Source organism: Streptomyces sp. NBC_00576 (genome assembly GCF_036345175.1).
Taxonomy (GTDB): Bacteria; Actinomycetota; Actinomycetes; order Streptomycetales; family Streptomycetaceae; genus Streptomyces.
On record NZ_CP107780.1, the window covers coordinates 9,974,732 to 9,987,236 of the forward strand.

Annotated in this window: 10 protein-coding genes and 1 pseudogene; 5 read left to right on the forward strand and 6 right to left on the reverse strand. The window is 70.3% G+C overall.

Features of this window, described 5'->3' with window-relative positions; genetic code table 11:
• Positions 1 to 176 precede the first annotated feature (176 nt).
• Positions 177 to 983, reverse strand: coding sequence for a pectate lyase (locus OG734_RS43360; protein WP_330292863.1), 807 nt, complete (start codon positions 981 to 983; stop codon positions 177 to 179).
• A 108-nt stretch (positions 984 to 1,091) separates the two neighbouring features.
• On the reverse strand, positions 1,092 to 2,072 hold the full coding sequence (locus OG734_RS43365; RefSeq protein WP_330292864.1) for a pectate lyase family protein: 981 nt from the start codon (positions 2,070 to 2,072) through the stop codon (positions 1,092 to 1,094).
• Between the two features lie 447 nt (positions 2,073 to 2,519).
• Between OG734_RS43365 and OG734_RS43370 the strand changes: the two genes are divergently transcribed.
• From OG734_RS43370 to OG734_RS43380, 3 genes are all read left to right on the forward strand, one after another.
• Positions 2,520 to 3,854, forward strand: coding sequence for an extracellular catalytic domain type 1 short-chain-length polyhydroxyalkanoate depolymerase (locus OG734_RS43370; protein ID WP_330292865.1), 1,335 nt, complete (start codon positions 2,520 to 2,522; stop codon positions 3,852 to 3,854).
• A 208-nt stretch (positions 3,855 to 4,062) separates the two neighbouring features.
• Positions 4,063 to 5,355: an SGNH/GDSL hydrolase family protein gene (locus OG734_RS43375; RefSeq protein ID WP_330294002.1), complete on the forward strand. Its 1,293-nt coding sequence runs from the start codon at positions 4,063 to 4,065 to the stop codon at positions 5,353 to 5,355.
• 43 nt (positions 5,356 to 5,398) lie between these two features.
• Positions 5,399 to 7,789, forward strand: a complete 2,391-nt coding sequence (locus OG734_RS43380; RefSeq protein WP_330292866.1) for a SpoIIE family protein phosphatase — start codon at positions 5,399 to 5,401, stop codon at positions 7,787 to 7,789.
• A gap of 54 nt (positions 7,790 to 7,843) precedes the next feature.
• Here OG734_RS43380 and OG734_RS43385 read toward each other — a convergent pair whose 3' ends face one another.
• Complete coding sequence (locus OG734_RS43385; protein ID WP_330292867.1) at positions 7,844 to 8,923, reverse strand: NADH:flavin oxidoreductase/NADH oxidase; 1,080 nt, start codon at positions 8,921 to 8,923, stop codon at positions 7,844 to 7,846.
• A gap of 157 nt (positions 8,924 to 9,080) precedes the next feature.
• Here OG734_RS43385 and OG734_RS43390 point away from each other — a divergent pair, with 157 nt between their 5' ends.
• A complete protein-coding gene (locus OG734_RS43390) occupies positions 9,081 to 9,449 on the forward strand; it encodes an ArsR/SmtB family transcription factor (protein WP_330292868.1) in 369 nt (122 codons plus the stop codon).
• Here OG734_RS43390 and OG734_RS43395 read toward each other — a convergent pair.
• Positions 9,363 to 9,638: pseudogene (locus tag OG734_RS43395) on the reverse strand (purine permease); the annotation flags it as partial. The gene OG734_RS43390 and the pseudogene OG734_RS43395 sit on opposite strands and share 87 nt — an antisense overlap.
• A 122-nt stretch (positions 9,639 to 9,760) precedes the next feature.
• Positions 9,761 to 11,113: an FAD-dependent oxidoreductase gene (locus OG734_RS43400; RefSeq protein WP_330292869.1), complete on the reverse strand. Its 1,353-nt coding sequence runs from the start codon at positions 11,111 to 11,113 to the stop codon at positions 9,761 to 9,763.
• Positions 11,114 to 11,316: 203 nt separating this feature from the next.
• On the opposite strand from OG734_RS43400, the gene OG734_RS43405 reads away from it, so the two are divergent.
• On the forward strand, positions 11,317 to 11,790 hold the full coding sequence (locus OG734_RS43405) for a DUF6214 family protein (RefSeq protein WP_330294003.1): 474 nt from the start codon (positions 11,317 to 11,319) through the stop codon (positions 11,788 to 11,790).
• A 48-nt stretch (positions 11,791 to 11,838) separates the two neighbouring features.
• Here the strand turns inward: OG734_RS43405 and OG734_RS43410 are convergent, their stop codons facing one another.
• Complete coding sequence (locus tag OG734_RS43410; protein ID WP_330292870.1) at positions 11,839 to 12,495, reverse strand: DUF305 domain-containing protein; 657 nt, start codon at positions 12,493 to 12,495, stop codon at positions 11,839 to 11,841.
• Positions 12,496 to 12,505 lie beyond the last annotated feature (10 nt).

The window sequence follows — 12,505 nt, forward strand, 5'->3', positions numbered from 1 at the left end:
CGCTGGCAGGCGCGCGGCACACGGCTCTGACATCAGGCGGAATCGGGAGCGTGAGTGCGTACGCACCGTTGACGCGAGGATCCGGGGCCGGCCGGCCGCCGTCCGCGAGCCAGGAGGACGGCGGCCGTACGAGGCGGGTGCGGGCCGCCTCGTACAGCCGCCGGAGGGGGGATGGCTCAGCGGTACGTGATGTCGCTCGTCGCGTACTTGCAGTACGTGCCGTCGGGGTTGGAGCCGTTCGTGGTCGGCTCCTTGCCGGTGTTGTTGCCGATGTACTTCTGGCAGGGGACGATCTTCTTGCTGGAGTCCCCGACGATCGTGATGCCCCTCAGGGTCGCGCTGTCGCCGTAGTTGGTGTTGATGCCGGCGAGCTTGCCGCCCTTCCAGGTCGCCTCGATGTTGGTGAGGTTGATGGTCCGCTTGTACTGCGTCGAGCAGTTGCCGCAGGACCGGACGAAGGTGCCGAAGTTCTTCGCCGCGAAGTTGGAGATGTTGAGCGTCCCGGCGCCGTTGAACTGGAACACCTTGTCGCTGGCTTCCTTGGCGCCGCCGCCGGAGATGGTGTAGACGTTCGACGAGGAGCTGCCCCGGAAGGTGGCGGCGTCCTCGCCGACGTCCTCCCACCACACGTTCTGCAGCGTGCAGCTGCCCTTGCAGTGGATGCCGTCCGCAGCCGGGGCGCCGATGATGACGTTCTTGAGCACGGCGCCCGCCGCCAGCTCCAGGATCGGGCCCTGGTCCTCGTCCTGGTTGTCGGACCCGAGGTCCCCGGTGCCGTAGAGACGCTTCATCCCGTAGTCCTTGGTGCCGGAGACCGGGATGGTCGCGGAGACGCCCTGGCTGCCGTTGGCGGTCGGCCAGGTCGCGGCGCTCGCCGGAGAGAGCGCGCCACTAGTCATGATCATGCCAAACGTAAGGCCGAGGGTGGCCAGAGTGCCGGTCAGTGCGCGCCCGCGCGCGCGTGGATGTACAGCAGAAGTCATGTCCCGATGCCTTCTTCCGGGTAGGTCTTGCTGTATGGGGAGTTGGCCGACCTGCCAGAACTGTCAGAGCCGGCAGGGTTGTCGGAGCTGGCGGGGTTGTCAGGGCTGTCAGAGTTTTCCGGCACCCGCACCCGACGTCACCGAGGCGACGACGGTCGAGGCCGGCTCCGCGGTGTAGCTGTACGGAGCGGTGGTGAACGTGCCGACCCGCGAGACCTCTGTGGCGGCTCCGCCGAGGTCGTTGCCGCGCAGGTTGGCGTATCCGTCGACGTCACTGCTGCGGCTCGTGGTGACCGCGACCAGCGTCGTACGGAAGACGTTGTTCTCGACGAGCATCTGGGCGCCCATGCGGGAGTGCACGGCGGTCTCGGCACCCTGGACGTAGTTGTCGTAGAAGTGGCCGGTGCCGAACCGCAGGCTGGGGATGCGCGAGTACACGTTGTTGAAGTGGTTGTGGTGGTACGTCACCTTCAGGTGGCCGGTGTCCTCGGACGCGTTGTTGTCGCTGTGGCCGACGAGCGAGCCCTTGAAGTGGTCCTTGAAGGTGTTCCAGGACACCGTCACGTTGTCGGAGCCGTGGTTGATGTCCAGCAGACCGTCGTAGTAGTCCTTGTCGTGCGTGCGGTCCGCGGAGAAGGAGTTGTGGTCGATCCACACCTTCGTGGACTCCTGGACGGTCACGCCGTCCGAGGGCGCGAGCGGCTTGCTGATGTTGAGGTTGCGGACGACGACGTTCGTCTCCTCCTTGATCCTGAGACCGCCGCCGGTGAACCCGGAGGACGAACCGACGCCCAGGACCGTGGTGTTGGAGCCGAGGTCGACCTGGCCGCTCAGAGTGATCAGACCGCTCACTCGCACCACCTTGGCCGCGTTGCCCGTGACGGCGGTCTTGAAGGCGGCGAGCGTCGTCACGGTGACCGGGGTGGCGCTGCCGCCGCCGGTCGTTCCGGCACCGAATCCGATGGGTGCGTTCTCGGCCGCCCCGGCCGACTGGGGGGCGGCCAGAACGGCGACGGCCGCGAGAGCGGTGGCCACGGCTGCCGCCACTGCAGATCTTTGCTTCTGTGTACGTGGGGGGCGTGTACGCATGCGGGTGCGTCCCTTCGGGAGGGCTGGCTGATCGAGGGGGTGATCAGCTATGTGAATTTCATTCACCATGTTGTGCGCCATGTTGCGTGCTGCGCGCGAGCTGGTGGAGCGGTGACGGTGGACCCGAAGTGGGGGGACGTTAACGCTCCAGGGAGTGCACTGTCCCTGGGGGTGCGCGTTTCGGGGCCGTCTCGTCGAATTCGGATCGACATCGATGGGTCACATCGATGAACGGAAGGTAGGGGGTAAGCGCTTTCTGGTCAACGCTTTGCGCGCAATGTGTGCCGATCGGTCCTGCAACCGCTGGTCAGCGAATTTTTTCGATGTGTGGGAGCGCTTCCATGGCAGCCATGCTCATGCCACGATGCGGTCGGGCAGCCCCGCAGAGCGGGACTTCGACTTCCGCCACGCGTACCCCACGAGCCGTGATCAGGAAGGGACAGGGACGTGTCCACCACTGTCGGCAACATCGCGAAGAGACCGTTGCGTTCGGTGCTCGTCGCGCTTCTCGCAGGCCTGCTGCCGTTACTCGCGGCAACATTCCTCAGCGCGCCCGCGGCGTCGGCCCGTACCGAGACGCCTGCGGCAGCCCCCGTGGCGGCCGCCGCCGCACTCACCGAGATAACGAACTTCGGGACCAATCCGAGCAACCTGCAGATGTACGTCTACGTGCCGGACAGCGTCACCACGCGCCCGGCGGTTCTGGTGGCCGTGCACTGGTGCACAGGCTCCGGCCCGGTGTTCTACTCCAACACCGAGTACGCCTCGCTGGCCGACCGCTACGGCTTCATCGTGATCTACCCGTCCGTCACCCGCAGCAGCAAGTGCTTCGACGTCGCCTCGCCGCAGGCACTCACCCGGGGCGGCGGCAGCGACCCGGTGGGCATCAAGTCCATGGTCGACTGGGTCACCCGCACCTACAACGCCGACACCAGCAGGGTCTTCGCCACCGGGGTCTCCTCGGGCGCGATGATGACCAACGTCCTGCTCGGCGACTACCCAGACGTCTTCGCGGGCGGTTCCGCCTTCGCGGGCGTGCCGTTCGGCTGCTTCGCCACCACCAACGGCTCGGAGTGGAACAGCGAGTGCGCTCAGGGGACGGTGATCCACACCCCTCAGGAGTGGGGCAACCTGGTGCGCAATGCCTACCCCGGCTACACCGGCGCCCGACCGCGCATGCAGCTCTGGCACGGCACCGAGGACGACACCCTGCGCTACCCCAACTTCGGGGAGGAGATCAAACAGTGGACCAACGTGCAGGGTCTCGGCCAGACGCCGTCCGCGACCGACTCGCCCCAGTCGGGCTGGACCCGCACCCGCTACGGCGCCACCGGTGACAAGGCGCCCGTCGAGGCCATCAGCCTCCAGGGCGTCGGCCACAACCTGATCACCACCGGCATGGCCGCCCGCGTGATCACCTTCTTCGGCCTGGACAGTGGCGGGACCGTGCCCCAGCCGCCGGCCGGCCCCTGCAAGGTGGCGGTCACGAGCAACGCCTGGAACACCGGGCTGACCGCGTCCGTGACCGTCACCAACACCAGCACGACGGCCGTGAACGGCTGGAAGCTGGGCTTCACGCTGCCCTCCGGCCAGACCATCACCTCCGGCTGGAGCGCCACCTACGCACCCGCCTCCGGTGCGGTGACCGCCACCAACGTCACCTACAACGCGGCCATCGCGCCCGGGGCGAGCGTGGGCATCGGCTTCCAGGCGAGCCACACCGGCAACAGCGCGGCGCCGTCCGGCTTCACGCTCAACGGAACGGCCTGCACGGCCGGTTGAGCCCCGCCCGGCCGGGTGCGTGCCACGAGCGCGCACCCGGTCACCTCCCGCTCCACACGATCCGAAGAACGCCCAACGGATCCGGCGAAGACGCCCAACGGATCCGAAGAAGACGTCCGGACAGAGGAAGGCACGGCCCGTGAAATCGCCCCGCCTCGCGCAGTCGCCCCGGCCCCAGCGGCCGTCCGCCAGAGCAGCGCTCTCCTACCTGGTCGCCACCTGCGTGTTCGTGCTGGCCCTCGTGGTGGCGTCCTCCGCCGTGGTGGCCCTGGTCAGGAGCCCGCAGGCGACGGTCGCCGGCCCGGGCCGGTCCGCCCCGCAGTGGGTCAACACCTGGACGTCGATGCCACAGCTCACCGAGCCCGGCAACCTGCCGCCCGCGCCCTTCACCGGGGAGCGCGCCGTCCTCGTCGACACCACCCTGCGCCAGACCGTGCGTGTTTCCACCGGCGGCGAGCGCATCCGGCTGCGTTTCTCCAACGCCTTCGGCACCACCCCGCTGCCCCTGACCACCGTGACGGTCGCCCTCCCGCTGGACGGCCGGGCCGGGGTCAGCGCCGTCGAACCCGGCACCCTGCGCGAGGTGACGTTCGCCGGACGCCGGTCCACCGTCGTCCCCGCCGGGGCCCAGGTCGTCTCCGACCCGCTGGACTTCGGGCTGCGCCCCGCGACCAACCTGACCGTGACGACGTACCTCGCCGACGGACAGGCCTCGCTCGCGCTCACCTCGCACCCGGGCTCGCGCACCACCTCGTACCTCCGCACCGGTGACGGCACGGCCGAGCCGGATCTGACCGGGGCCACCCCGGTCAACCACTGGTACCTGCTCAGCGACGTCGAGGTGCTCTCCGGGCGGGACACGCGTGCCGTCGCCGTGCTGGGCGATTCGCTGTCCGACGGCCGGGGCTCCACGACCAACGGCAACAACCGCTGGCCCGACCAGCTCCTGGACCGGCTCAGGGGCCTCCCGGGCGGCCACCGGATCGCCGTCCTCAACCAGGCCGCGGGCGGCAACCGGGTCCTCAACGACGGCCTCGGGCCGAACGCCCTCGCCCGGCTCGACCGGGACGTCCTGGCGCACAGCGGCGTCTCCTGGCTGATCGTCTTCGAGGGCGTCAACGACATCGGCACCGCCGACGCCACCCCGGCCGCCCAGCAGCGCGTCACCGACGACCTCATCGCCGCCTACCGGCAGATCGTCGTCCGCGCGCACGCCCAAGGCATCCGCGTATACGGCGCCACCCTGACGCCCTTCGGCGGCAGCACCCCGTACGACGACCCGGGCGGCCTGCGCGAGACGACCCGGCAGGCGGTCAACCACTGGATCCGGACCGGTGGCGCATTCGACGCCGTCGTCGACTTCGACCGGGCGGTCCGCGATCCTGCCGACCCGCGGCGGCTGCGCGCGGACCTCCACGACGGGGACTGGCTGCATCTGAACCCCGAGGGGTACCGGACGCTGGCCGCCGCCGTTCCCGCGTACTGGTTCAGGAAGAGCTGATCCCGGGTTGATGACAGTCACCAATGCCCGCATTCTTGGGCATATGGTGAATGGGCCGCGCGGGAAGGAACGGGTGGTCCCGATCGGTGACGCGCTGGCGGTGATCGACGCGCGCGGCACTCTCACGGGCTGGAGCGAGGGCGCCCGCCGGCTCACCGGGTACACCACCACCGAGGTCACCGGGCGCCCTGCGGCGGAGTTGGTGGCCGACGACCCCCGTGCGGCCTGGCGGGAGCTGCGCACGTCCGGCACCGCCGTCGTGGCCGTCCGGCACCGGGACGGGCGACGCGTGGAGCTGGCGCTGCGGCTGTGTCCGGTGGCGGGCGAGCGGCGGGCCTACGTCGTCACCGTGACGCCCGATGACGCCGCGCGGGCCCTCGGCGAGCTCGCGTTCCGGCAGGCCTCCATGTCGATGTCCGTTTTCGACACCGAGCAGCGGTATCTGCGGATGAACGACATCGCCTGTGCCGTCATGGGGCAGCCCGAGGCCGAGTTCCTGGACCGCTACTTCCCCGACACCGTCGAGGACGCCGAGCACAGCCGGGGCTTCCTGCGTCATCTGCAGATCGTGGCGGAGACGGGGCAGCCGGTCCACTACGAGAGCTGGACCCGGTCGCCCTCGGGGCGGCGCATGCACGCCTGGACCACCGAGATGTGGCCGCTGCGGGATCCGGCCGACGAAGTGCTCGGCGTCGCGCTCGCCGCCTTCGACAGCAGTGAGCAGTACTGGGCGAGGCAGCGACTGGCCATGCTGAACGAGGCAGCCGCGGGCATCGGTACCCGGCTCGACGTCGTCCGGACCGCCCGGGAGCTCGCCGAGCTGGTCGTGCCCCGGCTCGCCGACTTCGCCAGTGTGGACCTGCTGGACTCGGTGCTCCAGGGTGACGAACCGGTGGTGGGGCAGGTGGATGCCGGTGTGGAGCTGCGCCGGGTCGCCCACCACTCGCTCACGGCCGGGGCGCCGGAGGCGGCGATCGGCCTCGGCGTCGCGGATGTCTACCCGCCGTACTCGCCGCCCGCCCGCGCTCTCGTCACCGGCCTGCCCGTCTTCGCCCGCACCGGCGACCCGGACCTTGATCGGTGGTTCGGTCGGCACACGGCGCGCTCCGCGAAACTGCGCACCGACAGCGGCACGGACAGCCACGACCTCGCGCTGCTGGCCGTACCGCTGACGGCGCGCGGTACGACACTCGGCGTGGCCGTGTTCGTGCGGCTGCTGACCCCCGAGAAACCCGACGCCTTCGACGAGGACGATGCGTCACTGGCCCGGGAACTGGCCAGCCGCGCGGCTGTGTGCGTGGACAACGCCCGCCGCTACACCCGCGAGCGCACCACCGCCCTGGCCCTCCAGCGCAGCCTGTTGCCCCAGACGGTGGCCGGTCAGGCGGCCGTCGAGTTCGCCTCCCGTTATCTGCCCGCGCTGTCCCAGGCGGGCGTCGGCGGCGACTGGTTCGACGTGATCCCGCTGTCCGGGACCCGGGTGGCGCTGGTCGTCGGGGACGTCGTCGGTCACGGTCTGCACGCCTCGGTGACCATGGGCAGGCTGCGTACGGCGGTCTGGACGCTGGCGGACGTCGATCTGCCTCCCGACGAGCTGCTCACCCACCTCGACGATCTGGTCGGCCACCTGGGGACGGACGAGAGCGGCGAGTCGGGCGAGATCGGCGCGACGTGTCTGTACGCGGTCTACGACCCGGTGTCCCGGCGCTGCACGCTCGCCGCCGCCGGGCACCCGCCGCCCGTCGTCCTGTACCCCGACGGCAGGGTCGAGGTGGTCGAGGTGAGCGCGGGTCCCATGCTCGGCGTCGGCGGGCTGCCCTTCGAGGCAACCGAGCTGGAGCTGCCAGAGGGTGCTGTGCTCGCCCTCTACACGGACGGCCTGGTCGAGGCCCGTGATCGTGACCTCGACGCCGGAACGGCCGCCCTGTGTACGGCACTTGCCGCACCGGCCGAGACTCTGGAGGACGTCTGCGACACGGTGCTCGGCTCCCTGCTCCCGGATAAACCGGGTGACGACGTCGCCCTGCTGGTCGCCCGTACCCGTGCCCTGGACGCCGAACAGGTCGCGGTCTGGGACCTGCCCGCCGACCCGGCCGTGGTCGCCGTCGCCCGCAAACACGTCACCGACCAGCTGACCCGCTGGGGCATCGACGAGGCCGCCTTCGTCACGGAGCTGGTGGTGAGCGAGCTGGTCACCAACGCCATCCGCTACGGCGGCGACCCCATCCAGCTGAGGCTGATCCGCGACCGCACCCTCATCTGCGAGGTCTCCGACGCCAGCAGCACCTCGCCGCATCTGCGCCGGGCCCGCACCTTCGACGAGGGCGGGCGCGGCCTCCTCCTGGTCGCCCAGCTCACCGACCGCTGGGGCACCCGCCCGACGGGCACGGGCAAGACCATCTGGGCGGAACAGGCGCTGCCGCCAACTCCCTGAGCAACCAACTCCCTGAGCAACCAACTCCCTGAGAATCCAAGGGACTTACGTGACTCAGACGGACCGGTGGTACTGGTCCGGCACATGCACCTCGCCGCCCAGTTCACGGGCCGCGTGCCGGGCCCACGACGGGTTGCGCAGCAGTTCGCGGCCGAGCAGCACCGCGTCGGCCTCGCCGTTGGCCAGGATCTTCTCGGCCTGCTCGGCATCGGTGATCATCCCCACGGCGGCGACGGGCAGCGAGGTCTCGGCCTTCACCCGTGCGGCAAAGGGGACTTGGTAGCCCGGGCCGGTAGGGATGCGTACGCCGGAGACGTTGCCGCCGGTCGAGACGTCCAGCAGGTCGACGCCGTGGGCGTGGAGGTCGGCGGCGAAACGCACGGTGTCGTCGGCGCTCCAGCCGCCGTCGTCCAGCCAGTCGGTCGCCGAGACACGGAAGAACAGCGGCTTGTCGTCGGGCCACACCTCCCGTACGGCGTCGACGACTTCGAGCGCGAAGCGGACGCGGTTCTCGTACGAGCCGCCGTAGGCGTCGGTGCGGTGGTTGGAGTGCGGGGACAGGAAGCCGTTGATGAGGTAACCGTGCGCGCCGTGGATCTCGGCGACCTCGAAGCCCGCGTCGAGGGCGCGCCGCGCCGCGTCCGCGAACTGGCCGACCGTGTGCTGGATCTGATCGGCCGTCAACTCGGTCGGAACCAGGTGCTCCTCGTTGAACGGCAACGGGCTCGCACCGATTGGCTGCCAGCCGAGCGCGTCCGGGCCGAGCGGCGCACCGCCCTTCCAGGGCAGTCCGGTGGAGGCCTTGCGGCCGGCGTGGGCGAGCTGGATGCCGGGCACGGTTCCCTGGGAGACCAGGAAGCGGGTGATCCGGCGGAATGCCTCTACCTGCGTGTCGTTCCAGATGCCCAGGTCGTACGGGGTGATCCGGCCCTCGGGGCTGACGGCGGTCGCCTCGACGACGATCAGGCCGGTGCCGCCGGCGGCGCGCGCCGCGTAGTGCGCGAAGTGCCAGTCGTTCGGGGCGCCGGTCTCCGGGCCCTCGGGCGCCGCCGAGTACTGGCACATCGGGGGCATCCACACGCGGTTGGGGATGGTCAGGTCGCGGAGGCGGTAGGGCTCGAAGAGCGCGCTCACGGGCGGACTCCCTTCGTCTCGTCGTACGTCACGAGGTCACTGGACGACTCGTACGATAGGCATCGTAGTACGGTGAATGTCAAACTACGATAGTTCTCGTACAATGAGATTCCCGAGATGAAGACGAAGATGAAGACATAGAGGAAGTGGAGCCGCCGTGACCACCGCAGCCCCCGCCCCCGGTAGCCGCGATCTTCCGCACCCGGTGCGTGAGGAGATCCGGCTGGAGGGTGTGCTGCACGCGCTCTCCGACCCGATGCGGCTCCAGATCGTGCGAGAGCTCGCCGCCACCGGCGACGAGCTCTCCTGTTCGCACTTCGTGCTGCCGGTCACCAAGTCCACGACCACGCACCACTTCCGGGTGCTGCGCGAGAGCGGGGTGATCCGGCAGGTCTACCGGGGGACGGCCAAGATGAACGGCCTGCGCCGGGACGACCTGGACGGCCTCTTCCCGGGGCTTCTCGACAGCGTTCTGGCCGCCGCCGTCCGCCAGGCCGGCAGCTCCAGCGGTGTTGCCGTCGGCTGAACCGCCTTTCCCCGCAAGGTGGTTGAAGAGCAGGTTCAGCACGATCGCCGTCAGGCAGCCCGCGCTGATCCCGCTGTTCATGACCGTCTGGAACCAGTCCGGGAACTTCGCGTACACCGTCGGCACACCGACGGGCAGCATGCCCACGGCCACCGAGACCGCCACGACCGTCAGGTTGTGGTCGGCCCGCAGCCCGTCGGCGAGATGCCGCCGGCGGTCATGCCGACGGAGGCGGTGTGTCATCTGCGGGCCGTCGTGGGGGCTGGGCGCGCCCGCGAGGCGGTACGCAAATTCAGCACAGCCCCGCGCCTCTAGGGGATGTCCGCAGCGCGTGCTGCGGACATCAGGGAGTTCCAGTCCGGCAGCTTCACCACGCCCCGCCCCAGTGTGGCGCCCAGTTCCGCCTCGGCCCGTTCGATGGCCTCCCAGCCCGCCCACTCCACCGGGCGGAACCCCTCCGCGCGCAGCACCGTCAGCGGATCCTCGGGTCGCTCCTGCCGTACGAGCACTGCGGCGTCCGCGAGCAGGGACGTCGCCGTCTCCTTGGCGCAGGGGCGGTTGGTGCCGATGACGCCGGTCGGGCCGCGCTTGATCCAGCCGGCCACGTACTCGCCCAGGGAGGGGCTGCCGTCGCGCAGGACGCGGCCCGCGAGCTGCGGCACGGTGCCGCGGGCCGCGTCGAACGGCAGCCCTTCGAGCGGGACGCCGCGATAGCCGACCGAGCGGAGCACGAGCTGCGCCTCGATGTCCTCGTACTGCCCTGAGCCCGTCACCCCGCCGCTCCCGTCCGGCACCGTCCGCTCGAAACGGACCGCACCCACCCGGCCCCCGGCAGCGAGCAACTCCACCGGCCGGCGGAAGAAACGCAGCCGGATGCGGCGGGCGGTGCTCGTGGGTGGCAGGGCCGCCCAAGCGCGCAGCGCCTCCACGTTGCGGCGCTGTACGGCGGGCAGGCCCGACGGGTCGGCGTACGCCGGATCGAGCGCCAACTCGGCCTCGTCCACGACGACTTGGGTGTCCGGCAGGGAACCCAGCTCGCGCAGCTCCTTGGTGGTGAAGCGGGCCTGCGAGGGGCCGCGCCGGCCCACCATGTGGATGTCGGTGACCCGGCTCGCGGTCAGCGCGGTGAGCGCCGCCTGCGGAATGTCGGTGGGGCTCAGCTCGGCCGGGCCGCGCGCCAGCATCCGGGCCACGTCGACCGCCACGTTCCCGACGCCGATGACCACGGCGGAGCGCGCCCCGCGGACGAAGCCGGCGTCGACCGCGTCCGGATGGGCGCTGTACCAGGACACGAACTGTGTCGCCGACCAGCTGCCCGGCAGCTCCTCACCGGGAATGCCGAGGTGGCGGTCGGTGGCGGCGCCCACGCAGTACACCACCGCGTGGTACAGCTCCCGCAGCCGGGCGCCCGGCAGCTCGCCCGGACCGGAACCGACCCGAATACCGCCCAGGAAACGCACCCGCTCATGCTCCAGGACCGTACGGAGATTGTTCTGCAGAGACTTGATCTTCTCGTGGTCCGGCGCGACGCCGTACCGCACCAGACCGTACGGCGCCGGCAGTCGGTCGAGGACGTCGACCAACACCTCCGGGTCCTGCTGGACCAGGCTCTGGGCGGTGTAGACCCCGCTCGGACCCGAACCCACGACGGCGACACGCAGCACGGCAAACCCCTTACTGCGGGATACTGCGGAACCTGCTGTTGCTGACACCTTCAGGATCGCACCGTCTCAGCTGCGCTGACAGGGTGCCGGGCGCGGTGGGCGCGCGTGTCCACTCGTATGGAATGTGATGATGCGGTTACGTTCCGTATGTGCTAGAAGCATCCTTTCTTAATCTTTCCGGCCGCTGCCCGACCGAGGGCGCGGTGACGGTCCGGCCCGCCTGGGAAGTGCGGGAGCACGAGGGCTCGGCGACGACGGCGTGGTTCGACGTCCGGCTCGCTTTCACCGACGGCGCCCAGGTCGACGTACTCGCCGTGGTCCGCGAGGCGGGCGTCTCCATCGAGGACGTACGGGCGCAGCCGGCGCTCTCGCTCGGCGATCTGTCGGCGCTCGCGGACTGGATCGAGGGGCCGCTCTTCGAGGCGTGCGGAGACGGGCCCGCAGCGGTCGGGAAGGCTGACGTGTACCTGCGGCCCCGGCGCGCCCGGCCCGCCTGGCCGCGCGGCATCGAGGGGCGCTGGCAGGTCGCGGAGGAGTACCGCGCGGCCCAGGAAGAGGGCGCCGACCCTGTTCTCGCCGTGATGTGCGCGACCGGGCACAGTCGGCGCCGGTCGCTCAGGCTGATCTCGCAGGCCCGTGACGCCGGTTTCCTGACGCCCCGTCATGCCCGGCGCTGAGCACGGGTTTCCTGGGGGAGGCCGGTCCAACTCGGCGCACTGCGGCGACTACATTCCGCGCATCCTGTTGATCTCGGTCGTCTGCTGCGCGATCACATCGTCGGCCATCTCCTCGACCCGGACGTTGTTGCCCTGCCCCTTCACCTCGGTGGCCATGGTCACGGCCCCCTCGTGATGCGTGATCATCAACGTCAGGAACAGCTCGTCGAACGCCTTCCCCTTCGCCGCGCGCAATTTGTCGAGCTGCGCCTCGGTCGCCATGCCGGGCATCGCCTCGTGGGCGTGCTCGGTGGGCCTGTCGTCGCTGCCGTTGTCCTCCAACCAGCCCTGCATCGCGGCGATTTCGGGGCGCTGAGCGGCGGCGATGCGCTCGGCCAGCCGCTTCACCGGTGTGGAGCGGGCGCGCTTCGGCACGAGTTCGGTGATCTCGATCGCCTGGGCGTGGTGCTCGATCATCCTGCGGGCGTACGAGAAATCCGCCGAGTTGGGAGAGTCGTCCGGCAGTTGCGCCTTCGCTTCCTCCGGGGAGAGTGTCTGCGCCGCCTCACCGGGCAGGCCGGGTGCGATCACCGAAGGCCCGGTCGCTTTCGGGGACTTGGCGTCCGCGTCCGAGGATGAGTCCGAGTCGCAGGCACCGAGCGTGAGGGTGAGCGTGAGCGCGACCAGGACCGGGCGGAAGGTACGGGACGCGCGACGGACGGGCACAACAGCCTCC

What these genes read in the sequence shown, in the direction of transcription:
- OG734_RS43365 (WP_330292864.1), bottom strand. Translation starts at nt 2,072, where the DNA reads ATGCGTACACGCCCCCCACGTACACAGAAGCAAAGATCTGCAGTGGCG.
- OG734_RS43360 (WP_330292863.1), bottom strand. Translation starts at nt 983, where the DNA reads ATGACTTCTGCTGTACATCCACGCGCGCGCGGGCGCGCACTGACCGGC.
- OG734_RS43380 (WP_330292866.1), top strand. Translation starts at nt 5,399, where the DNA reads ATGGTGAATGGGCCGCGCGGGAAGGAACGGGTGGTCCCGATCGGTGAC.